Raw genomic sequence first — 22972 nt, 5'->3', positions numbered from 1 at the left:
GATGCAACCCCAGTGGGTGCCGACCGAGCAGGATATCGCCGACGCCAGGATCACCGACTTCGCGCGATTCGTCGCCGAGCGCACCGGCGTGCGCACGGCCGACTATCACGCGCTGTGGCAGTGGTCGGTTCGGGATCTCGCCGGGTTCTGGCACGCGCTGTGGGACTACTTCCAACTCGGCGACATCGCGGGCGAGGTATTGGCGAACGCCGAGATGCCCGGGGCGCAATGGTTTCCCGGCACCCGGCTGAACTACGTGGACCAGGTGATCCGGCAGCTGCGCACCGACCGGCCCGCGATCAAGGCGGTCAGCGAGGACGCGCCGATCCGGGAGGTGTCCTGGGCCGAATTGATCGATCACACCGCCGCTTTCGCGCAAACGCTGCGTTCGCTGGGTGTGCGGCCCGGTGACCGGGTGGCGGGGTATCTGCCGAACATCCCGGAGGCGGTGATCGCGTTCCTGGCCACCGCGAGCATCGGCGCGGTCTGGAGCGCCTGCGGGCAGGACTACTCCCCGAAAGCCGCGCTGGACCGGCTCGGGCAGCTCGAACCCACCGTGCTGGTCACCGCCGACGGCTACCGTTTCGGCGGCAAGGCGCACGACAAGCGCGAGGACGTCGCCGCCTTGCGCGCGGGCCTGGACAGCCTGAAGGGCACGGTCGTGGTCCCCCGGCTCGGGCTAGAGGTACCGGACGCAACCTCGTGGGACGACGCGATCACCAGCACCGAGTCGCTGCCGCCGGTGATCACCACGGAATCGGTGGATTTCGACCATCCGCTGTGGATCGTGTTCTCTTCCGGCACCACCGGCCTGCCCAAGGGCATCGTGCACGGCCACGGCGGCGTGTTGCTCGAACATCTCAAAGCCGTTGCTCTGCAATCAGATATCGGTCCCGAGGACACTTTCTTCTGGTACACCAGCCCGAGCTGGATGATGTGGAACTTCCAGATCGCGGGCCTGCTGGCCGGGGCGACCATCGTCACCTACGACGGCAGCCCGACCGCTCCCGCCCCCGACGCGCTGTGGCGCATCGCCGCCGAGGTCGGGGCCACCGTGCTCGGCGCCAGCCCCGGCTATGTGCTGGCGTGCATCAAAGCGGGTTCGGTACCGCGTACCGATCACGACCTGTCGGCGCTGCGCGCCGTCGGCATCACGGGTTCCTCGCTGCCCACCTCCTCGGCGCTGTGGCTGGGCGAGAACGTCGGCGAGCACGTCCAGGTCTCCTCGATCAGCGGCGGCACCGACGTGGTGTCCGCGTTCATCGGCGGCGTGCGCACCGTGCCCGTGTGGCCGGGCGAGCTGTCGGCGCCCTATCTCGGCGTCGCGCTGGACGCCTTCGACCCGGCGGGGCAGCCGGTGCGCGGCGAGGTGGGCGAACTGGTCGTCACCGCGCCGATGCCGTCCATGCCGGTCGCCTTCTGGCGCGACGAGGACGGAAAGCGCTACCACGACGCGTATTTCGACATGTTCCCCGGGGTGTGGCGGCACGGCGACTGGATCACCATCACAGACCGCCACAGCGTGATCGTGCACGGGCGGTCGGACTCCACGCTCAACCGGCACGGCATCCGGATGGGCAGCGCCGACATCTACCAGTCCGTCGAACGGCTCCCGGAGATCGCCGAGGCACTGGTGATCGGCGCCGAGCAGCCCGACGGCGGCTACTGGATGCCCCTGTTCGTGACGCTGGCCCCCGGCGCCGAACTCACCGACGAGCTGAAAGCCCGCATCAACAGCACCATCCGCACGGAGGTCTCCCCCCGCCACGTCCCCGACGAGATCATCCTCGCCCCCGGCATCCCCCACACCCGCACCGGCAAGAAACTGGAAGTGCCGATCAAGAAACTGTTCCAAGGCGCCGACACGGCCCGCGTCGTCGAACGCAGCGCGGTGGACAACCCGGACCTGCTCGACTGGTACGGCGCCATCCGGCGCGGCTGAGGGTCCCGAGTTCGACCGGGGCGCGGCGGGTTCCTATCTGCGGTAGGCGCGGCCGCCGATCGACGCCGTGAAGACCGCCGGCCGTGCGCCGCGGGCGGCGGCCAGGTTGCGCTTCTCCTGCGGGGTGAGTCGATAGCGCGCCGCGATCCGCCGTGCCACGGCGATCACGGCGCCCAGCACCGGTACGGGGTCCACCGGGCGCAAAGCCAAGGCCATGCCGAACTCCTTACCAGAAAGACGCACCGGTACAGGCGAATTCGGCCGAACGTGGTCGCGACGCATGCGGTTCCTCGGAGGTCCGCGCTTCCGGGTGAACGCGGGCTCCGGGCAGCGACTCCGCCCGGACGGTGGCCATCGGGCATGGACCGGCGTCCGGGTTTCTCCTAGCGTGGAAGCGACAGCCAGTCCGATACCCGCGTGGAGGTGGCATCGTGGCCGCACAGGACGTCCGAGAGCGGACCGAGCACGAGGGGTTCCCGCCCGGGCCGCCGTTGCCGCCGCTCGTACAGAGCGTGTTGTTCCAGCGGGACCGGGCCCGCTTCCTCACCGCGATGGCGCGCCGCTACGGCGACGTCTTCGCCCTGCGGGTTCCGCCGTTCGCCGACCGCGTGGTGGTGTACTCCCGCCCCGAACACATCAAGGAGATCTTCGCGGGCGACCCGCACGATCTGCACGCGGGCGAGGGCAATCAGATCTTGGGCGCGATCATGGGTCCGCATTCGCTGCTGCTGACCGACGAGGCCGAGCACGCGCGAGCGCGCAGGTTGCTCATGCCCGCCTTCAACGGTTCGGCACTGCGCGGCTACCGGGCACTCATCACCGAGATCGCGGCGGCGGAAGCGGGGAGCTGGGCGGCCGGGTCCACGGTGCGCATGCTGGACCGGATGAACGCGCTCACCCTCGAGGTGATCACGCGGGTGGTCTTCGGCGTCACCGACGAGCGGACCGAAGCCGAACTGAGCCCGCGACTGAACCGGATCGTCCACCTGAACCCGCTGATCTTCCTGGGGTTCAGAAGCGACCGATTGCGCCGGATCGGGCCGTGGAGGAAGTTCGCCGAGAACCTGACGGCGGTGGACGCTCTGCTCTACGCGGAGATCGCCGAACGGCGGCGCGCGACCGATCTGGCCGAGCGCACCGATGTGCTGTCGCGCCTGCTCCAGGTCGGCGCGGGCGACGACGACGCGCCGCTCTCCGATGCCGAGCTGCGCGACCAGCTCATCACCCTGCTGCTGGCCGGGCACGAGACCACCGCCTCGGCGCTGTCCTGGGCGCTCTACGAACTCGCCGCCGACCCCGAGATCCAGCGGTCGGCGGCGCAGGCCGCGCGCACGGGCGACGACAAGTACCTCGACGCGGTGCTCAAAGAGGCCATGCGATTGCACACCATCATCTCCGGCACCAATCGAAAACTGACCAGGGACATGACGATCGGAGGACGGTGGCTCCCCGCGGGCACCGTGGTCGCCACCTCGATCGTCCTCGCACACCGGCGTGCCGATGCCTACCCCGACGCCGCACAGTTCCGTCCGGCCCGCTTCCTCGACGGCGAGGTGGCGCCGAACACCTGGCTGCCGTTCGGCGGGGGCGTGCGGCGGTGCATCGGCGCGGGATTCTCGCTACTGGAAGGCGTCACCGTGCTGCGGGAAATCCTCTTGCGCCACGCTCTTTCACTGCCGGCGGGCGGCAAGCCGGAGCGCGGCGAGGTCCGCAACATCACCACCGTGCCGGGCGGCCGGGCGCGGGTGGTGATCGGTCCGCGCCACTGATCGATATGTGAACACATATTCTTCATCAGATCTTCTGTTGTACTGGCCATACAATGGTGTAAGTTTATGGATGTTCGACAATCTCTTCAGCCTGGCGCGCATGGTGCCCCGGCGCTCGGCCGATTCCGGTTGTCGACTTCCGGACGCGCCGGCGCGCACACATCCCGCCTTGTCGCATGTCGGCGCGCACCGGAGAACAGGTACGGCTCCCGGGGGCCGCTCATCCCCGGGAGCCGTATCCCGTGACGCGGCGAGCCCGGCCATACGGCCAGGTCGTTACGATGTTCGTCATGAGTGTCGACAATCGCCGTACGGCGCGGAAGGCGAGCAGCGGCGACTCGGCACCTCGGGAGATCCGGCGCAGGCCGAAGAATCGCCGTGCCCAGATCGCCGCGGCGTCGGCGGCCGCGTTCGGCGCGCTCGGCTACCACGGCGTGAGCATGGACGACATCGCCTCCGGGCTCGGCATCAGCTCCGCGGCGCTGTACCGCCACTATCCGAGCAAGTATGCGCTGTTCCGGGAAGAACTGCTGCGCGTCGGCCGGGCGATGACCGAATCGGTCGAGCTGCCCGAGGAGGCGGCGCACTGGCCCGCCGAGCAGCGGCTCAGGCACGTGCTCGACGCGCTGATCGCGGTCACCATCGACAATCGCCCCACCGTCACCCTGGTGCGCTGGGAGGTCAGGTACCTCGAGCCCGATGACCAGACCACACTCAACGACCAGCAGGCCACGGTGCTCGGCGCGCTGGGCAGCCAACTTGCCGCGCTGCGCCCCGAACTCGCCGAGCAGGACGTGCGCGTGCTGCGCGCCGCCCTGCTCAGCACGATCACCAGCATCGCCGACCACCACGCCGCCCTCCCGGTGAAACCCCTTGCCCGCCTCTTACATTCGGCCTGCTGGTCGGTCGCGCACGCGAAGCTGCCCGCCACGCGGCCGGTCGAGCCGGTCGCGGTGGTGGAGATTCCGGACTCCTTCAAACACGAGCTGCTGCTGCGCAAGGCGGTCGAGCTGTTCCACGAGCGCGGCTACCCCAACGTCAGTGTCGAGGACATCGCCACGGCCGCAGGGCTCTCGGCCGCCTCGGCGGTATACCGGTTCTACCGCGGCAAGAGCGACATCCTGGCCGCGGCGTTCCGGCGGGCCGCCGAACGTGTTTCCGGCGCCGTCGGCCCCGCCGTGGCGGCGGCCACCGGCTCCGAGGACGCGCTCACGGCGCTGATCACGCAGTATGTGGCCGGATCGTTCGCCGAACGCGCGCTCACCTTCGTGTATTACACGGAGTTCCAGCACGTTCCGGCCGAGGAGCGCACCGTGCTGCGCAATATCCAGCGGCTCAGCGTCGAGGAGTGGGCCCGGTTGCTGCGCGAGGTGCGCCCGGAACTCGCTGCGGCGGAGGCGCGCATCCTGGTGCACGCCGCCTTCGCGGTGGTAGTCGATCTGGGCCGCGCCTTCGGCGACGAGCCGCTGGCCGCCCAGGACAGGGTGCGGCTGCTGATGCAGCTGGTGCTGTTCGGCCGGCCCGCCGGCTAGCCCTTTATGTTATCGGGAATTCTCGATCAATCGGCCTCATAGTGCGACATGAAAGTCGGATCACAGCTTCTTTGTGATCTATCATTCACTTGTTCCCCCGCCAGGGCAGCGTCGGTGTACCAAACGTTGGCTTGGGCTACCATCGCGGCATGGGTGCCCAGGACCGCCACACTGCGGACAAGGCGGCGGACGGGACACCGGCGCGGGTGATCCGGCGCCGCCCACGCGACCGCCGCGCGCAGATCGCGGCCGCGTCGGCCGAGGCGTTCGGCGCGCTGGGCTACCACGGCGTCAGCATGGACGACATCGCCTCCCGGCTCGACATCAGCTCCGCGGCGCTGTATCGCCACTATCCGAGCAAGTACGCGCTGTTCCGCGAGGAAGTGCTGCGGTTGGGCGCGGTCAGCCAGGAAGCGGCCCGGCTGCCGGATGCCACCGGCCTGCCCCCCGCGCGACGACTCGAACGCGTGCTCGACGCTCTGATCGAGGCGGCGATCGCCAACCGGCGCAGCGCCGCGCTGCTGCGCTGGCAGCGGCGCTACCTGGAGGACGCCGACGCGGCCACCCTGGCCGATCAACTCGCGGGGGTGAACGCGGCGCTCACCTCGCTGCTCGCGGAGACCAGGCCCGCACTGCCCAAAGCCGACCGCTCCGTGCTGGCCGCCGCGGAGCTGAGCGTGCTCAGCAGCATCGGCGACCACCACGTGTCGATCCCGGTGCGGGCGCTCACCGCGCGGCTGACGGCGGCCTGCCGCGGACTCGCCGCGTGCGAGCTGCCGCCTGCCGGTAGCGCCGAAGCCGAGAGCTTCGCCGCCACCGAGATCCCGCTGACCTTCAAACACGAATTGCTGCTGATGCGCGCGGTCGAGCTGTTCCACCAGCGCGGATACCCGAACGTCAGTGTGGAGGACATCGCGACCGCCGCCGGGCTGCCCGCCTCCTCGGCGGTGTACCGGTTCTACCGCGGCAAGGGCGACATCCTCACGGCGGCGTTCCGCCGGGCGGCGGATCGGGTGTCGGCCGCCATCGGACCCGCCGTCGCCGCCGCCGAGACGCCGGAGCAAGCGCTCGACGCCCTGATCGAGCTGTATGTGGCGGGCTCGTTCGCCGAGCGCGAGCTCACGTTCGTCTACTACGCCGAGATCAGCAACGTGCCGCCGGAGGAGCGCACCGTGCTGCGCAACATCCAGCGCCTCAATGTCGAGGAGTGGGCCAAACTGCTGGTCGGCGTGCGGCCCGAGCTGTCCGCCGCCGAGGCGCGCCTGCTGGTACACGCCGCGTTCGCACTGGTGGTCGATCTTGGTGAGCGTTTCGGCTCCGCCGACCCGGCGTGCTCGCCGCGACGCGTGATCCACCTGATGCAGGCGATCCTCTTCGACCGGCCGGCGGGCCCCACGGCGTAGCCCGCCGATTCGCGGACGAAACAAGCCGCGTCGCCGATCGTGTCCCGGTTATCCCGCCCACGAGTGGCGCATGGCCGCGCTATGTCGCATGTAGGTCCCTCGGTGGTGTGCCACTCGCTGCGTGTGAGCCGAGTACGGTGGGCTCGTGCCATCCACCGTGGCCATGCCGATGCGCAGGACGTCGAACGCAGGTGTCGATATCGGCCCGGCCGGGCACCCTGGTGGGGTGTTTACGCCACCGGCGAACACCGCGGTGGGAATCGACCTCGCGACAGCGCTGTTGCGGCAGGAGAGCGTGCGCCCGGCCCGGCGCGACGCCCGTAGAGCATTCGCGCAGTTTCCGACTTCGGAAGGAACATCCACATGAGCACAGATCTCGACGCGCAAACCGCGGCGGCGTCCGGCACCTTCGCCATCGGCGGCGATCTTCCCGTGCATCGGCTCGGGTACGGCGCGATGCAGTTGACCGGCCCCGGGGTGTGGGGCGATCCCAAAGACCCGGACGAGGCGGTACGCGTTCTGCGCCGCGCGGTCGAGCTCGGGGTCAACTTCATCGACACCGCCGACTCCTATGGCCCCTTCGTCAGCGAGAAGCTGATCCGTGAGGCCCTGCGGCCGTATCCGGAGGACTTGGTGATCGCCACCAAGGCCGGTCTCACGCGCCAGGGGCCCAACGAATGGCGTCCGGTCGCCCGGCCCGAATACCTTCGCCAGCAAGCCGAACTCAGCCTGCGCCACTTGGGCGTCGACCGCATCGACCTGTACCAACTGCATCGCATCGACCCCCAGGTGCCGCTGGCAGACCAGCTGGGTGAACTCGTGGCGCTCCAGCAGGAGGGCAAGATCCGGCACATCGGCCTCTCCCAGGTGACCGTCGAACAGCTGCGCCAGGCACGCGAACTCGCCACCATCGTCTCGGTGCAGAACCTGTACAACTTGGCCAACCGCGCCGACGAGGACGTGCTGAACTACGCCGAGCAGGAGAACATCGGCTTCATCCCGTGGTTCCCGATCGCCACGGGCCAACTCGCCGCCCCCGGCGGTCCGCTCGCGGCCATCTCCGCCGACCACGGCTCGTCCCCCGCCCAGCTCGCCCTGGCCTGGCTGCTGCGCCGCTCCCCCGTGATACTGCCGATCCCCGGCACCTCCAGCGTCGCGCACGTCGAGGAGAACATCGCCGCCGCGCGAATCACGCTGACGGACGACGAGTTCGAGGCACTGTCGGCCGCCGCCTGATCGAGTGGCCGATCGCCGGCCCGGCTACCGGACGCGACGAATCCGGTCAGCCGGGCGGCGACGAATCACCGTCCTGGACGTTCGGATTCCCGCGCAACCGCGCGAGCGTACTGGGACCGATCCCTTTCACCGCCAGGATGTCGGCGTCCGATGCCCGGAGCACCTTGTCCCATGATCCGAACTTCGCGGTCAGAATATCTCGCTGCCGCTGCGGTAACCCGGTATGAACAGGGCCGGCGTCGCTCCTGGCGAGCGCTCGAATGCGTTTCACCACCGACGGACTGATATCCGGCACCGCACGCAACTCTCGCACGCCGGCATTCCGTATCGCCTGTAGATCGCCGATGTAGATGAACAGGTCCCGCGCCAGGGCCGGGTCTCGATGATTCGTCACTTCCTCGACGAAATCGATCAGTGGTTCCGGCGCGGCACTCACGACCATCGAGCGAATCGCTATCCTGTTGTCGGCGATCTCCAGCTGGAGATCGTTCAGGCAGTCGACCACCTTCGTCTGATAATCGGGGCAATTCTCCGCCAGCCAACGCGCCGCCGCCTCGTCGTCTCCCGAACCGTATTCCGCCGTATTGATCAGCGCTTCGAACTCCTCGAGTTGCGCGTCCGTCAAGCCGGCGGAGAGCACGCTTCCCACACGGTACTCGAGTTGCTCGTACATCGTTTCCAGGATGGTCCGGCGGATTTCCGACGGCAGATCCGCCAGCCCAAGCTTCTCCAACGTGGCGTCACTCAGCTCGATCATCACCGGTCCCACTCTCGCTATGAGCCCTGTTCAGTTTGGCCCGCAGCGCGTCGATGAACGATCCGGCCGCGGGATGCGTCCATGTGGTTCCTATCGCCTCCGCGGCGACCGCGGGCTCGGATTCGGTGATGCTCTCGGCCGCGGGTGCCGGATTCGCGTCCACCTCGGGCTTCGGTGACTTGATCGCGGTCCGCAGCGAGCTCTTGAAGAAGGACTGACTCGACCTCTTGATCGATGCGACCTGCCGTTCCATGGATTTCGCCGACCGACCTCGCAGCCGCGAGATGTGGTCGCCCTCCAGACTGAAGGCGGGCTGCACCATACCGTTGAGCAACAGCGAGCACGCGGCGTAGTGGTTGGGGAGGCGGCGCAGGGCCTCGGTGGCGAATTCCGGTCCGAAACGTCCGGCGAACTGCTCCGCGTCGCGGTCCCCCATCCGGAAACCCAGCACCGTGCCGACATTCCCGAGCAGCGCGTGTTGAATAGGCTCGGAGAGTTGCTCCAGGTACTGGTTGGCTATGACTGCGTACAGCCCGAACTTCCGTCCCTCCGCCAGGATGTCCGGGAGCGCTCCTTTCGAAAAGGACTGTGCTTCGTCGACGAAGAGGGCAAACGGTTTTCCGGTACTTCGCCGCAGTGCCGCCGTCCAATACCGGGTGAGATACAGGTAGCCGAGCAGCTGCGCGATCGGAGCACCGATCTCGCCTTTCTGCAGAGAAACGACGATGATCTTGCCGCTGTCCATAACCTCGGTCGGGTCGAGCATGTCGTGCCCACTGCCGAGCACCGCTCTCAGCACCGCATTCGTCCGAAAAGCGGTGAACTTGCTGGTGAACCAGCCCAGCACCTCGGACAGCGTGTTGGCGTTCGTCTGGGCCATTTCCTGATCCCAGAAATCCATCAAGAACTGTTCTTTCACCGACGCGCGCTGAGCTGTCCGGTACTTCTTGTCCAGAAAGAGGCGAGGGACATCCAGCAGCGATGCTCTGCGCCCCTTCGCCGCGATCAGGGTGAGCATCCCCATCCGGAACCAGGACTCCCAGCGCGGACCCACAATGCCCTGCTGAGTGGGATCGAAGAGGTCCTCGAACATCGCCGTAACGTTGGCCAGAGCTGTATCTCGCTGCAACAGATCCGACACGGCGAACGGATTGATGGGCGCTGGCGCGTCGAGATCGGAAGCATCGATGAAATGGACGTCGCGCGTGCGGCTCGCAGGCAGGTCGCCGAGGAGCCGGACGGCGGCGTCACCGTGCGGGTCGATGAACAGGATGCCGTGACCTGCGGCGGCCACCTCACACGCCATGGCGCGCAGCAGCGTCGACTTACCTGATCCGGTCTGCCCGGGGATGTAGACATGGCGCGAGAAATCTGCCACGGGCAGCAGCACATCGAGGGTCTCCCCTTTGGCATCCCGAGCCAGCCCGAGCCGAATGCCCTCGCCCGCGGCCGCGCTGACGACCTGTTCCGGAGCACGGACGAAATGCGCCGGAACGACGGGGAAACCGGGAAAGGATGCCTCATGCGCGACCGGAATACGCATCAGCGCCGCCAGGGTGCGGACGCCCAGAGTTTCCGGGGTCGGCCGGGAATCATCGAGACGCTGGGTCTCGAGCGGCGCTCCGATCGTGCGAATTGCGGAGAGCAGCCGGGGTGATGGTTCATCGCTACACGCCAGCGTCACCGTCGCGCGGACGAACGGTCCACCTGACCGGAGAGTGCTGGTCAGCAGTTCGGGGGTCATTCCCTCCGGTCCGTTGGCGTCGCGCGCCAGGTCTTCGAGGCTGCGGCCGTTCGGATCGATCGGCTTGACGACGACCTCGAGTCGCACGAATGGCTGGTCCAGCATCGCCGCGCACAAACCACGCAAACTCGTCAGCGGCTCGTATGTGGGCTGCAACGGCCGCCTCCGCGACGGCGTGTCCGCGCGGAACATGGAACGGCGGATCGAATAGCGATGCGGCAGCGGCGGAGTCGGTCGCGCAACCTCCGATTCGACAGTGCCCACGATCGGGCTGTCGGGCTCGCCGAGGAGACCGACGAGTCCGTCGAAGTGGCCGGAGGGATCACCGTTCTCGGTGCGCAGCACCATACACACTCGTAGCGAACCCGGTTTGTCGCGAGTCTCGAGCCGAACTGTCAACGTCTCCCCGGCGGGTAGGTGCGCCGCGAACGCGTATATTCGCTCCGAGAACCGTGAACGCCGTTCTCTCTCTTCGTCCGTCCATGCCGCGACCAGGGAGTCGCTGGCGAGGATCACGCCGGCGTTCTCAGCAGTTCGTGTGTCATCAGGCATCGGCAAACCCCCGCTACTGCGAATTGATGGAACGCACAACCGATTCCGCCCACACTGCGGGCGCGCCCCGTTCCCGCAGCGCCTCGACCACTGCCTCCGGGCTACTTCCCTGCGCCAGCATGTTCTGGGCGAGCGTTTCGAGTTCGTCCGCGGTACCCAGCCCGAGTTCGGGCCGATATCCGGGCGTCGGCTCCGCCGCCGCGAGTTGACGGCGCAGTGAATCCACGGCGGCCTGAAGCATCAGCAACTGCGCCGACTCCGGCGATTTGCCTGCCTCGGCGACCGCCACCGATCGCTCGGGGAACACGACCGACAGTTCTGGGCGCTGCATGGTCTCGACGACGGCCCGGACGATCTCGTCCTCGAGCACTTCGGCCCAGCGCGGGCGTTTCGTACGGTACTCGAGATGACGCTGATTTCGCAGGTCGAAAGGAATGCTCGAGGTATCGCGCGTGATCAGTACACATGGTTTGCCCAGTGCATGCGCGAGCCCGAGTTCGTAGTACACGTTCGCGTTCGGCTCCGAGACGTCCGCCAGGACCACCGCGCTCTCGTCGATGAGGTCCCAGATCTGCCGGATCACGTTGCCGGCTCTGAACATCGAATCACCTCGCTTGCCGACCATGCCTGCCTTCTCGAGCGCGGGGCAGAAGATCTCGTCGAAGTACGAGTCGTAGGGATCACCGAAAGGTGAGATGACGAATGCCACGCGAGAGGCGACCGTGTGCTCATCCGGAGTCTTCATCAGGGCAGCAGCCCCGGCGTGGTTTTGAACTCGACTCCCTGGGTCAGGTCGGAAAGGTAGCCCATCAGAGCCCGATCCCGGAGAAAGTCCGTCACCGGGTGATCGAAACGGCGCAAGAAGTCGGAGAAATCAGGTTCTATGCGCCTGCCCTCTTTGTCGTCCCTGGTCTCCGCAAGATAGTGGAAATCGGCCCAAATCGTGCCGTAGTCGAGATTCCCGGGCGCTTCCACACTGTAGATCTCTCGGATCGTCCCGCCCGGCGCCCTGATCCAGCGACTGACCGCGAGATCGATTCTGCCCAGGCTGCCCAGCTGATTCTCGTCCAGCTCGATGAGCCTGCCGTCGGGGCCGGGCACCTTCGACATCGACGCCCCGATGAGCGCCGAGTTCTTCACCTCTTGCGGGCCCCGGCCCACTGTGCGGAAGTCATGCAGGATGTATTTGAAGGAGAAACCGGCCCGGGCGGGGACGATGTCGCGGCGTGTCCCGTTCTTGGGCTCCGAGGACAACTCCATGAATTCACGGACCTTCTCGTACAGCCGGTGAACCTCCGGCATGATGAGGCGGTACCACTCGTAGAATCGCTTCATCGAAGAACCCGGACGCGTCAGCGACAACTCGTTCGAGGTAGTCAGTTGCAGCCGGAAGTCCGCATCGGCGTCCTTGTAGTGCACGCCCACCGAGTCGTCTGCCGAGGTGCGATTCAATTGGTCGAAGCTGTACAGCCCCGATCGAGCGAGCAGTTCGTACGCCTCCTCGTACACACAATCCGCCAGCATGCCCATTTTCGACGAGTCGTCCCATGATTTGAACCTCGGAAAATTGATGGTCAGCCGGAAGAAATTGATTGCCGTGAGGTTCTCGAAGATCGGCGCTTGGCGGTACTGATCCCAATCCACGAGGAAAGCCCCGCCACTTCCCTCATCCTCCCCGAACGAGGACATGACACTCCTAAAACAAGAGGCACGATGAGATTTGTCTACGCTTCAGCGGCGAGGCCGACATGATTACTTCAACAACACAGTCGGCGACAGCTCCGCCAGCCTATCCAACGGTCCCCGAATACCAATGGATAGTCACTCATCTCGCGAAGAGTAGATCTGTACTCGTACCAAAACCTACGATTGCTCGACCATAGCATCGATCTTCGAGTCCACGTGGGGAATCCACGCCGAGCAGTTTGCTCCGCGCACGGCAATTCGTGCCCGAATTCCGTTCGGCCGAGCAGGTTTCGACCACCCCATCGAGCGCGGCCGCAGGATCTGGCCGGGGGGCGGCTCCGAGGCACAGTTCCTTGCCTGGGACCGGCGCGGTGGCAAAATGGTGTCGCGCAGAGGATTGTCGGGAGCCATCGGCATCCGCCGTTGCGCCGGGTGGGTTCGACCGCTGACGGGGGCGTTCGACACGAACGTCCGGCAGATCCACAGGAGCGGCAGCATGGCAACGAGTTCGGTGCGCCGACGGTCGGTCAGCGCGAGTATCCATCGGCCCTGCTGTCGGGGACGACGCGGCCGGACGCGACCAGGGTGCGGAAGGCTGCCTGCTTGCGGGGGCAGGCGTCGGCGCGGCAGGGGCGGTGGCCCTGCATCACCCGATGCGCCTGTTCGACGGTGAACGGCTGCTCGGGCGGCCGGTGCGCGTCCTCGGCGCCGCCGTGCGGCAGACACGATCCGACGCCGATGATGGCGGCCACCAGAAGCGTGCACGCGCCGAGCATGCTCAGCAGCGGTTCCACGGCCGATTACTGGCCGGCGTCCTGCCGGGAACAGAACGCCGACGCGGTTAGGTACTGACGGCAGCTCGCGCCGTGACCGGCGTGGACGGCGCAGAGGAACCGCGCCCGGTCATAGGTCAGACCGAGCGGTTCCTGCGTGCAGTCGCGGCTTTGCACCAGCCACAATTCTCTGACGTCCGAGTGCAACACGTCCATCTTTCACCTCCACTTGGGCAGTGCACCCGGCACCGAGAAGGCGCCGCCGGATCGCGCTCGACACGGATGGATCGGGCCGCGTCGGGACCGTGCGCCGGGTTCCGGACAACGAGCGCCCTCGACAGGGTTTGGGCGGACCCCCGATGCCGGGTGCGGTTCTACAGTGCGCGTTGCGATTCGGTAGATAACAGACCCGAATGCGGTAATTGCGAGTACTTTCCGTTTGTAGCGGCCTGGAGCGAGGAAGAGAGACCTATGGTGGAGGTCGACTGGACGGGCGAAGCTGTACATGCGCTTCGCACGGCGATGAAGCGAAGCCGTTACGAATTCGCCCGTCTGGTGGGCGTCACACCGCGCACCGTGGTCCTGTGGGAGAACGGCCGGACAACCCGGATGCACGCCGCTAGCCAGCGTCTCCTCGACAGAGTCCTGTCGCAGGTCGATTCCGTCGTCGTCGAACGATTCGAGCGTGCGATCGTCACGGGCCGGGCGACCGCCCCCGACTACGAAAGCGCCGATTCGGCGCCCGAAAGGCACACCAAGCTCGGTAGGGAAATCGGGCTCGACAAGGAAGTCGAGGAAGACGACGTGAGAAGGCGAGAACTGCTGGCCTGCATCGGCGCGGGCCTGGCAGGCCAGGCGGCGGACCTGGTGGCGAGCGAACCGGAACGGATGCTGGCAACCCTCGACGCGGGGTCGATCAGCGAACGGCGACTGGCGTTCCTGGAGCAGTCGGCCGAGGTCCTCGGCACGCGGGTGGTGCAGGTGCCGCCGCACGAACTGCTGCAGACCGGGCTCGAGCAATTCCGGATGGTCCGAAGCTGTCTCGGCGAACGGCAGCCAACCCATCATCAGGTCCGGCTGGTGCGGACGGCGGGCAGACTGGCGAACGTAGTCGGCGAGATCCTGTTCAACGAGGGGCATTTCGGCCAGGCGCGGATGTGGTATGCCACCGCGATCCATGCCGCGCAGGACATCGGCGACCGCTATTCGGAGGACATCGCCCTGGCCGGGCTCGCGTATTTGCCCACCTATAGCGATAAGCCGAAGGAAGTTTTGCAGTTACTCGACGGCCGATTGCAAGAAAATCCGTCCTATGGCGCGGCCGCCGCGTGGTTGTGGGGAATGGCGGCGCGCGCGCACGCCAGTCTCGGGCACGCCGACGAATTCGCGCGCTGTATCGCGCGTTCGGCATCGGCTTTGGAAGACGTCGGGCCGGAAGACCTTTCGGTCGGTATTTTTTCTTTCCGCCCCGAGAAACTCGCTTTTTATCAGGCGATCGGATATTCCCGCCTCGGCCGCGCCGACGAGACCGCCGTGGCGGCCGCCCGCGCGATGGCGCTGTACGACCCGTCGGAGACCATGGAGCCCGCCCTGGTCCGCTTCGAGCACGCCACGGCGCTGCTTGCCTCCGGCGAGATCGAGGAAGCCTGCGCGGTGGCGACCAGCGCCATCACGAACGCGCACACCTATGTGGGGCTCACCGTCACCCAGCGCGCCATGCAGTTCGACTCGGCGCTCGGCGGCCTGCGCACCAGAGCCGTCGGTGAATGGCGCCGGCATGCGCACGCGGTGATCGACTCGGCGCAGGTCAAGGCCTGAGGCGGAGCGCGCCGGTCGGCAGGGGGATGGGGACCGGCGCGCCCCGCGTATTCAGGTGGTCAGTTCGCCTCGGTGGACATGGCCTCGATGAGCGACTTGGGGCGCATGTCCACCCAGTGCGTCTCCACGTACTCCAGGCAGGACTTGCGATTGGCCGCGCCGTAGGCGATGGTCCAGCCACCGGGGACGGCGGCGAAGACCGGCCACAAGGAGTGTTCGCCCTCTTTGTTGATCAGGACGTAGAACTTGGCGTCGTCGTTGTCGAACGGATTGGTCATTTCGGTTTTTCCTTCTTCCTGGTCGGGTCAGGGGGATCTAGGGGCGCTCGGTGTCTGCCAGTGCCGCGGTGAGGACGTGGCCGATCCGCGCCAGCGCTGACTCCGAGGTCATCCGCCAGTGCGAGGCGTGCACCGCGTGGTTGTGCACGGTGCCGTCCACGGCGTCGGCCCAGCTCGCGGCGCCCGCGGCGCCGGTGGGATCGTCCAGCGCGGCGGTGAAGTACAGCAGGTTGCCCTTGTACGGGCGGGGGCGGTAGCGGCGGATCAACTCCAGCGATCCGGCCCCGGCCCTCAGCACTCGGTCGAGGCGGTCGGCGCCGAACGAGGCGAACGGCTCGGGCAGTCGCGCGAGCCGGCGCGCGAGCCGGGGCAGGTCCAGTTCGGCGTCCCCGTCATCGGCCGCTTCGCCGAGCAAACCGCCGAGCAGATCGGCGACCGGCAGGGCGGTGGCCTCCTCCGCCTCGACCCGCAGCGGGCTGTCCATCATGGCCAGGACCGCGACCCGCTGGCCTTGCTCCTGCAACTGCGTCGCCACCGCGTGCGCCAGGACGCCGCCGAGCGACCAGCCGAGCAGGTGGTAGGGCCCCTCGGGCTGCACGGCGCGGATCTCCCGCACGTACCGGCGCGCCCAGTCGTCGATGGACTCCGGCAGGGTCTCACCCGGGTTCAGCACCGGCGACTGGATGCCGTACACGTCCCGCTCTGGGTCCAGGTGCGCCGCGAGACCCGCGAAGGACCACGCCACACCGCCGGCGGGATGGATGCAGAACAGTGGCTGCCGAGCGCCGCCGGTGCGCAGCGCGAGCACGACGTCGAACGCGGCGGACGCGTCGACCCGGCCGCGACCGCAGCGGTGCTGCTCCAGCTGGGCGATCAGGCGCGCCGGCGTCGGCGCGGCGAAGAGCCAGAGCACCGGGATCTGCTCGCCCAGCGCCGCGCTCAGGCGGGCGGCCAAGCGGGTGGCCAGCAGCGAGTTGCCTCCGCGTTCGAAGAAGTTGTCGTCCAGGCCGACCCGCTCGGCGGCGAGCACGTCGGCGAAGTCCGCGCACACGGCATGTTCCAAGTCGGTGCCGGGTGCGCGGAATTCCCGCGCGTGCGGCTCCGGGCGCGGCAAGGCCGCGCGATCGACCTTGCCGTTCGCGCTGAGCGGCAAGGTCTCCAGTTGCCGCAGCTGCGTGGGCACCATGTAGCTCGGCAGGACGTCGGCCAGCGCGGCGCGCAACGCGCTCGGGTCGAGCCGCTCGACGGCGGTGAAGTAGCCGACCAGCACGGCGTTCGCGCCGTCGGTGTCGTAGGCGACGACGATCGCCTCGCCGATCTCGGGCCGCGAGCGCAGGGCATGCTCGATCTCGGCGAGTTCGATGCGATAGCCGCGGATCTTCACCTGGAAATCGCGGCGCTCGACGTACTCGAGGTTGCCGTCGGCGGCCCAGCGCACCATGTCGCCGGTGCGGTACAGCCGCGCGCCCGCGGGCCCGAACGGGTCGGCCACGAACCGTTCCGCGGTGAGTTCGGCTCGGCCGTGGTAGCCGCGGGCCAGCTGCGCGCCGCCGAGGTACAGCTCACCGGTCACCCCGGCGGGCACCGGGTGCAGCCGGTCGTCGAGCACGTAGACCCGGTTGCCGGATTGAGGCGTGCCGATGGGCACCAGCGCCTGCCGGATATCGGTTCCCGCCCGGAACCGGGTGACCGACACCGCGGCTTCGGTGGGTCCGTAGAGGTTGTCGATCCTGGCCGTGGTGAGCGCCTCGACCCGCCGCATCGTCGCGGCGGGCAACGCCTCGCCGATGACGAGCAACCGGCGCAGCGAACGCGGTAGCCCGCGCTCGCCGGAGGCTTCGGCCAGCATCGCCAGCAGCGAGGGCACCAGTGTCAGCGTCGTCACCGAAGCGCGGCGAACCAGGTCGAGCAGGCCCGCCGGTTCGCGCTGCGCGTCCTGCGGTGCGAGCACCAGCCGGGCTCCGGTTCGCAACGCCCACCAGTACTCCCACACCGACAGGTCGAAGGCGGCCGAGGTCAGCACCAGCGCCGCGTCGTCCGAGCCGAGCGCGTATTCCGACTGCATCCAGTCCAGCTGATGCGCGACCGCCGCGTGCGGCACCGCCACACCCTTCGGCACGCCGGTGGAACCGGAGGTGAAGATGACGTAGGCGGTGTTCGCGGGCGAGAGCGCGGCGATCCGTTCGTCGTCGCGCACCGGGTGGTCGGCCACGGTGTCGGCGACGGTCGAGATATCGAGCACCACACCGTGTTCCGATGCCGTCACGGGCAGCATCGGCTTGCCCGCCGAGGTGAGCACCAGGTGCGGTCCGGCGGCGGCGAGCACGCTCGCGGTGCGTTCCAGCGGATGCGCCGGGTCCAGCGGCACGTACGCGCCACCGGCCGTCACCACCGCGTACATCGCCACGAGCAGGTCGACGCTGCGCGGAATGGCCAGCGCCACCGGCCTCTCCGGGCCGATCCCGCGTGCGATGAGCACCCGGGCCAGGCGGTTGACCCGCGCGGCGAACTCCTCGTAGGTGAGGGTCGTGGCGTCGTCGACGATGGCGATCGCCTGTGGCGTCCTGGCCGCCTGCGCCTCGAACGCGGCGATCAGCGTGGCCGGGGCGAAGGCCTGCCCGGCTCGGTTCCAGGTCACCAGCACGCGCTCGGTCTCGGCCGGGTCCAGCAGCGCGAGATCACCGACGGGCAGCCGCGGGTCCGCGCACACCGCGTTCAGCAGCCGTTGCAGGCGGGTGGCGAACCCGGCCACCGTGGACTCGTCGAACAGGGCGGTGGCGTAGGTGAGCGAGGCCGCCATACCCGCCGGGGTTCCGCCGGGGCCGTAGCGGTCGGTGACGACCAGGTGCAGATCGAACTGGGCGACCTCGGAGTCGAAATCGGCGGCGGTGGCGGTCAATCCGTCCAGCGAGAAATCGGCTCCCGCCTGGTTGTGGAAGGAGAAGCCGACCTGGAACAGCGGATGACGGGCGGTGGACCGCTCCGGGTTGAGCACCTCGACCAGACGCTCGAACGGCACGTCCGCGTGCGCGAAGGCCGCGACATCGGTGGCGCGGACGCGAGCGAGCAGGCCCGCGAAATCCTCGCCCGGGTCGACCTGGGCCCGCAGGACCAGCGTGTTGACGAACATGCCGACCACGTCGTCGAGTTCGGCCGCGCCGCGCCCGGCCACCGGCGTGCCCACCGCGATGTCCGCGGTGCCCGAGAGGCGGGCGAGCAGCACCGCGAACGCCGCGTGCAGCACCATGAACAGCGTCGCGCCGGATTCGCGGCCGAGTTCGGTCAGCCGGGCGTGCACGTCCGGGGCGATCGCGAAATCGACGTGCCTGCCGCGCGTAGCGACGACGGCTGGGCGCGGGCGATCGGCGGGCAGGCTCAGCTGCGCGGGCAGATCGGCCAGCGTCTCGGTCCAGAACCGGATCTGACGCGCCAGCAGCGAAGCGGGATCGTCTTCCGCGCCGAGCAGTTCGCGCTGCCACACGCTGAAATCGGTGTATTGCACCGGAAGCGGCGGCCAGTCCGGCGCGGCGGCGCGTCTGCGTGCCGCGTAGGCGAGCATGACGTCGCGGGCCAGCGGCGCCAGCGACGAGCCGTCGGCGGCGATGTGGTGCACCACAACGACGAGCACGTGCTCGGTCACCGGATCCGCCGCGGCGCCGTCGACCGGGGCGAACAGCCGGGCGCGGACCGGGACGGTCTCGGTGACATCGAACCCCCCGCCGACGAAGTCGGCCACCGCCGCGCCGAGATCGTCGGCCGCCACGGCGATGGGCGCCAGCACCGGGGTGCTGTCGGCGACCGGCGAGACGACCTGCACCGGCCCGGACGGGTGCAGCGGATAGACCGTGCGCAGCACGTCGTGGCGGGCGACGACGTCACCGATCGCGGCGTTCAGGGCCGCCACGTCCAGCTCGCCGGTCAGGCGCACCGCCAGTGGGATGTTGTAGGCGGTGGACTGCCGATCGAGGCGGTTGAGGAACCACATGCGCTGCTGCGCGAGCGAAAGGGGCACGGGGCCGGTCAGCGCACGCCGGGTGAGCGCGGGGCGGGGGGCCGCACCGGAGGCGATCTCGAGCGCGCGGGCCAGCGCGGCGACCGTCGGGTGCTCGAACACCGCGCGGACGCCGACGGCGACCGCCAGCCGATCCCCGAGCCGCGCGGCCAGCTGGGTCGCGGTCAGCGAATTGCCGCCGCGGGCGAAGAAGTCGTCGTCCGCGCCGACGCGCTCGAGTCCGAGGACCTCCGCGACCGTTCGCGCCACCGCTCGCTCGACCTCGGTGCCGGGCGCGCGGAACGGCGCGGCGCGAAGTTCGGGCCGCGGCAACGCGGTGCGGTCCAGCTTGCCGACCGGAGTCAAGGGCAGTTCGTCGAGCACCAGCACGCTGCTCGGCACCATGTACCCGGCGAGCGAGCGAGCCGCGTGCGCCAGCAGGTCGGCGACGTCGATCGTGTGGCCGGGCGCGGCGACGACGTAGGCGACCAGCGACACCGCGCCCGAGGCGCTGGTGTGGCCCACGGTGACGGCCGTGCGCACCGTCTCGTGGGCCGCGAGCACGGCGTCGATCTCGCCGAGTTCGATGCGCAGGCCGCGCACCTTCACCTGGTGGTCCGAACGCCCGATATAGCGTAGTGCGCCCGATCGGGTCCAGCGCACCAGGTCACCGGTCCGGTACAGCCGTCCGCCCGCGGGGCCGTAGGGGTCGGCGACGAACCGGGATGCCGAAAGACCGGGCCGCGCATGATATCCCCGGGCCAGGCCGGGACCGCGCAGGTACAGCTCGCCGGTGACGCCGACCGGCACGGGCCGCAGCCTGCCGTCCAGCACCAGCGCGGACATGCCGTGGATCGGCGTGCCCAGATCGAGGGGATCGCCGGGCCGCAACGGCGCACTGATCGTCGCGATGACGGTGGTCTCGGTCGGGCCGTAGGTGTTGTGGAACGACCGGCCGGGCGCCCAGTGCCGCACCGTGTCCGGGCCGTAGGACTCGCCTCCGACGGTGAGTTGCCGCAGGCAGCTCAGCTCGGCCGGGTCGAGCGTCGGCAGGACGGCCGGGGTGAGGAACGCGTGCGTCACCCGCTGATCGCGCAGGAGCGCGGTGAGTTCCGCGCCGCCGTAGACGCCCGGGGGCGCGATCACCAGCGCCGCCCCGGCGGACAACGCCAGCAGCAGTTCGAGCATCGACGCGTCGAAGCTGGGCGAGGCCACGTGCAGGACGCGCGCATCGGCGGTGACCGCGTACCGGTCCCGCTGCGCGAGCGCGACTCCGGCGAGACCGCCGTGCGTGGCGACCACGCCCTTGGGCGTGCCGGTGGAGCCGGAGGTGTAGATCATCCAGGCCGGGTTCTCCACCCGCACGGGGCGGATCAGCTCGGCGGCCTCGATCGGTGCTCCGCTGTTGCGGCGCATCCGCGCCGCGGTGGACGGCGCGTCCAGCACCAGCCAATCGACATCACCGGGCAGTGCCGCGCGGCAGGTGGCGATCGTCAGGCCCAGCGCCGCACCGGAATCGGTGAGCATGTGCGCGATGCGCTCGGCCGGATAGGTGGGGTCGACCGGAACGAACACCGCGCCGGTCTTGGCCACCGCCCACACCGCGAGCACGGAGCTGATCGAGCGCGGCACCGCCACGGCCACCACGTCCTCGGCGCCGATTCCGTGTCCGATGAGCATGCGCGCCAACCGCGACGACTGCTCCTCCAGCGTCCGGTAGGTCAGCTGCCGGTCGCTCGCGACCAGCGCGACCGCGTCCGGGTCGGACGCGACCGCGACGGCCATGAGTTCGGCCAGCGTGTGCGGCGGCACCGGCGCGTCGCCCCGGCGGCCGAGCAGGTCGGCGCGCTCGGCGGGTGCCAGCAGATCGACCGTACCGATCGGCGCGTCCGGTCGCGCCGTGAGCGCGCCGAGCAGCCTGCCGAAGCGGCGCAGCACGGCGCGGGCGGTGGCGCCGTCGAACAGGTCGGTGGCGTAGTCCAGTTCGACCGCGAGATGACCGTCGGCGTCCGGCTCGGCGGACACGGTGAACTGCCAGTCGAATCGGGCCACCGGCTCGTCGAACTCGACGGCGGTCAGCTCGAGGCCCGGCACGGTGAAGGGGCCGGTTCCGGCGTTCAGGTAGCTCAGCGCCACGGTGAACAGCGGATGCCGTGCCCGGGAGCGCTCGACGCCGAGTTCGTCGACCACCCGGTCGAACGGCACGCCCGCGTGCTCGAAGGCGGCGAGGTCGACGGCCCTGGTCTGGGCGAGCAGATCGGTGAAGGAGCGGTCCTGGTCCGGGCGGGTGCGCAGCACCACGGTGTTGACGAACATGCCGACCAGGTCGTCGAGGGCCGCCGCGCCGCGGCCGGCCACCGGAGTGCCGATCGGGATGTCACCGGAGCCCGACAGGCGCGCAAGCAGGACGGCGAGGGCGGCGTGTACCACCATGAACGGCGTCGCGTCGTGTCGCGCGGCCAGTTCGGCGACGCGCGCGGCGACACCGCCGCCGATTCTGGCCCGCACGTTCGCGCCGCGCCCGGTCGCGATGGCCGGACGTGGACGGTCGGCGGGCAACTCGAGTTCGGCGGGCAGGTCGCGCAGCGTCTCGGCCCAATACGGAAGCTGCCGCGCGGCGGCGTTTTCCAGCTCGGCGTCCTGCCAGAGGGCGTAATCGGCGTATTGGGCGGCGAGAGCGGGCCAGACGGGGCGCGTGCCGAGGACGCGGGAGAGATAGGCCGTCAGCAGGTCGCGCAGCAGCGGGCCCATCGAGTAGCCGTCGGCCGCGATGTGGTGCACCACCGCGACCAGGACGTGACTTGTGGCGTGCTCGCTCAGCAGTGTGGCACGCACCGGGACCTCGGCGGTGACGTCGAAACCGGCGGTGCGGATGTCGGCGATCCGGTCGTCGACGGTGCGGCCGTCCGGCGCTTCGACCGTCAACCGCACGGCGGCGCTGTCCGCCGGCAGGATCACCTGGTGACCCGCGCCGGTCGCGTCGGCCGGGTACAGCGTGCGCAAGCTCTCGTGCCGCGCCACGACATCGGCGAACGCGGCCGCCAGGGCATCGACGTTCAGTTCGCCCTCGATGCGCAGCGCGACCGGGATGTTGTGGGCGGGCGAAGCCGGGTCGAGCCGGTTGAGGAACCACATGCCGCGCTGGACCGGCGCGAGCGGAATCCGTTCCGGCCGTGGCCCGGCCACCAGCGGCACCACCCGCTCGGTCTCGGCGGCGTCGGCGGTGAGCAGTTCGGCCAGCGCCCGTACGGTAGGCGCCTCGAACAGCAGCCGCACCGGGACGCGGCGACCGAGCCGGTCGCCGATCCGGGCCAGTACCCGGGTGGCGCTGAGCGAGTTGCCGCCCAACGCGAAGAAGTGGTCGTCGAGGCCGATCGGCCCGGAGCCGAGCACCGATTCGACGGCCTCGGCCACCACGCGTTCGGCGGGCGTCACCGGGGCGCGGTAGGCGACGCGGTCGAACACCGGTTCCGGCAGCGCCTTCCGGTCCA

Annotated in this window: 15 protein-coding genes (1 of these 15 only partly in view); 6 read left to right on the top strand and 9 right to left on the bottom strand. The window is 69.0% G+C overall.

All coding sequences use genetic code 11. From position 1 onward, the window contains the following. The first annotated feature begins 1 nt into the window (after position 1). A complete protein-coding gene (locus NA8_RS23185; protein ID WP_063052461.1) occupies positions 2-1942 on the top strand; it encodes an acetoacetate--CoA ligase in 1941 nt (646 codons plus the stop codon). Positions 1943-1975: 33 nt separating this feature from the next. Here the strand turns inward: NA8_RS23185 and NA8_RS23180 are convergent, their stop codons facing one another. Beyond that, entirely contained in the window at positions 1976-2158 is a 183-nt protein-coding gene (locus NA8_RS23180) for a hypothetical protein (protein WP_063052460.1), read from the bottom strand. A gap of 215 nt (positions 2159-2373) precedes the next feature. On the opposite strand from NA8_RS23180, the gene NA8_RS23175 reads away from it, so the two are divergent. The 4 genes from NA8_RS23175 (at position 2374) to NA8_RS23160 (ending at position 7882) form a co-directional block, all read left to right on the top strand. Next, on the top strand, positions 2374-3711 hold the full coding sequence (locus NA8_RS23175; protein WP_063052459.1) for a cytochrome P450: 1338 nt from the start codon (positions 2374-2376) through the stop codon (positions 3709-3711). Positions 3712-4001: 290 nt separating this feature from the next. After that, entirely contained in the window at positions 4002-5243 is a 1242-nt protein-coding gene (locus tag NA8_RS23170; RefSeq protein WP_063052482.1) for a TetR/AcrR family transcriptional regulator, read from the top strand. Between the two features lie 149 nt (positions 5244-5392). Further along, on the top strand, positions 5393-6646 hold the full coding sequence (locus NA8_RS23165; RefSeq protein WP_063052458.1) for a TetR/AcrR family transcriptional regulator: 1254 nt from the start codon (positions 5393-5395) through the stop codon (positions 6644-6646). A 363-nt stretch (positions 6647-7009) separates the two neighbouring features. Further along, on the top strand, positions 7010-7882 hold the full coding sequence (locus tag NA8_RS23160; RefSeq protein ID WP_063052457.1) for an aldo/keto reductase: 873 nt from the start codon (positions 7010-7012) through the stop codon (positions 7880-7882). 46 nt (positions 7883-7928) lie between these two features. On the opposite strand, the gene NA8_RS23155 is transcribed toward NA8_RS23160, so the two are convergent. The 6 genes from NA8_RS23155 to NA8_RS34450 form a co-directional block, all read right to left on the bottom strand. Beyond that, a complete protein-coding gene (locus tag NA8_RS23155) occupies positions 7929-8639 on the bottom strand; it encodes a DUF5663 domain-containing protein (protein ID WP_063052456.1) in 711 nt (236 codons plus the stop codon). Further along, positions 8623-10182 carry a type IV secretory system conjugative DNA transfer family protein gene (locus NA8_RS23150; protein ID WP_218019497.1) on the bottom strand — a complete coding sequence of 520 codons (1560 nt, stop codon included), beginning with the start codon at positions 10180-10182 and terminating at the stop codon, positions 8623-8625. The genes NA8_RS23155 and NA8_RS23150 overlap by 17 nt, the downstream gene beginning before the upstream one ends. A 766-nt stretch (positions 10183-10948) precedes the next feature. After that, complete coding sequence (locus tag NA8_RS23145) at positions 10949-11680, bottom strand: TIR domain-containing protein (RefSeq protein ID WP_063052454.1); 732 nt, start codon at positions 11678-11680, stop codon at positions 10949-10951. Then, positions 11680-12624: a hypothetical protein gene (locus NA8_RS23140; protein WP_157106864.1), complete on the bottom strand. Its 945-nt coding sequence runs from the start codon at positions 12622-12624 to the stop codon at positions 11680-11682. The genes NA8_RS23145 and NA8_RS23140 overlap by 1 nt, the downstream gene beginning before the upstream one ends. Before the next feature lie 524 nt (positions 12625-13148). After that, entirely contained in the window at positions 13149-13415 is a 267-nt protein-coding gene (locus NA8_RS23135) for a hypothetical protein (RefSeq protein WP_063052452.1), read from the bottom strand. 6 nt (positions 13416-13421) lie between these two features. Beyond that, positions 13422-13610 carry a hypothetical protein gene (locus NA8_RS34450; RefSeq protein WP_063052451.1) on the bottom strand — a complete coding sequence of 63 codons (189 nt, stop codon included), beginning with the start codon at positions 13608-13610 and terminating at the stop codon, positions 13422-13424. 255 nt (positions 13611-13865) lie between these two features. Here NA8_RS34450 and NA8_RS23125 point away from each other — a divergent pair, with 255 nt between their 5' ends. Then, complete coding sequence (locus NA8_RS23125) at positions 13866-15212, top strand: helix-turn-helix domain-containing protein (RefSeq protein ID WP_063052450.1); 1347 nt, start codon at positions 13866-13868, stop codon at positions 15210-15212. Positions 15213-15271: 59 nt separating this feature from the next. On the opposite strand, the gene NA8_RS23120 is transcribed toward NA8_RS23125, so the two are convergent. Then, the gene (locus tag NA8_RS23120) at positions 15272-15490 is read right to left on the bottom strand and encodes an MbtH family protein (protein ID WP_063052449.1); all 219 of its coding nucleotides are present in this window, start codon (positions 15488-15490) and stop codon (positions 15272-15274) included. A 37-nt stretch (positions 15491-15527) separates the two neighbouring features. Then, positions 15528-22972, bottom strand: the final stretch of a protein-coding gene (locus NA8_RS23115) for a non-ribosomal peptide synthetase (protein WP_063052448.1). 17845 nt of this gene lie beyond the right edge of the window; the window shows 7445 of its 25290 coding nt (coding positions 17846-25290); its start codon lies off the right edge, out of view; the stop codon is at positions 15528-15530.

This window comes from Nocardia arthritidis NBRC 100137, from assembly GCF_001612765.1.
Classification (GTDB): domain Bacteria; phylum Actinomycetota; class Actinomycetes; order Mycobacteriales; family Mycobacteriaceae; genus Nocardia; species Nocardia arthritidis.
The sequence above is the reverse complement of the archived record's forward strand: the minus strand, read 5'-3'. Positions and strand labels throughout refer to the sequence as shown.

What these genes read in the sequence shown, in the direction of transcription:
- NA8_RS23185 (WP_063052461.1), top strand. Translation starts at nt 2, where the DNA reads ATGCAACCCCAGTGGGTGCCGACCGAGCAGGATATCGCCGACGCCAGG.
- NA8_RS23180 (WP_063052460.1), bottom strand. Translation starts at nt 2,158, where the DNA reads ATGGCCTTGGCTTTGCGCCCGGTGGACCCCGTACCGGTGCTGGGCGCC.
- NA8_RS23170 (WP_063052482.1), top strand. Translation starts at nt 4,002, where the DNA reads ATGAGTGTCGACAATCGCCGTACGGCGCGGAAGGCGAGCAGCGGCGAC.
- NA8_RS23165 (WP_063052458.1), top strand. Translation starts at nt 5,393, where the DNA reads ATGGGTGCCCAGGACCGCCACACTGCGGACAAGGCGGCGGACGGGACA.
- NA8_RS23160 (WP_063052457.1), top strand. Translation starts at nt 7,010, where the DNA reads ATGAGCACAGATCTCGACGCGCAAACCGCGGCGGCGTCCGGCACCTTC.
- NA8_RS23155 (WP_063052456.1), bottom strand. Translation starts at nt 8,639, where the DNA reads ATGATCGAGCTGAGTGACGCCACGTTGGAGAAGCTTGGGCTGGCGGAT.
- NA8_RS23150 (WP_218019497.1), bottom strand. Translation starts at nt 10,182, where the DNA reads ATGCGTATTCCGGTCGCGCATGAGGCATCCTTTCCCGGTTTCCCCGTC.
- NA8_RS23145 (WP_063052454.1), bottom strand. Translation starts at nt 11,680, where the DNA reads ATGAAGACTCCGGATGAGCACACGGTCGCCTCTCGCGTGGCATTCGTC.
- NA8_RS23140 (WP_157106864.1), bottom strand. Translation starts at nt 12,624, where the DNA reads ATGTCCTCGTTCGGGGAGGATGAGGGAAGTGGCGGGGCTTTCCTCGTG.
- NA8_RS34450 (WP_063052451.1), bottom strand. Translation starts at nt 13,610, where the DNA reads ATGGACGTGTTGCACTCGGACGTCAGAGAATTGTGGCTGGTGCAAAGC.
- NA8_RS23125 (WP_063052450.1), top strand. Translation starts at nt 13,866, where the DNA reads ATGGTGGAGGTCGACTGGACGGGCGAAGCTGTACATGCGCTTCGCACG.
- NA8_RS23120 (WP_063052449.1), bottom strand. Translation starts at nt 15,490, where the DNA reads ATGACCAATCCGTTCGACAACGACGACGCCAAGTTCTACGTCCTGATC.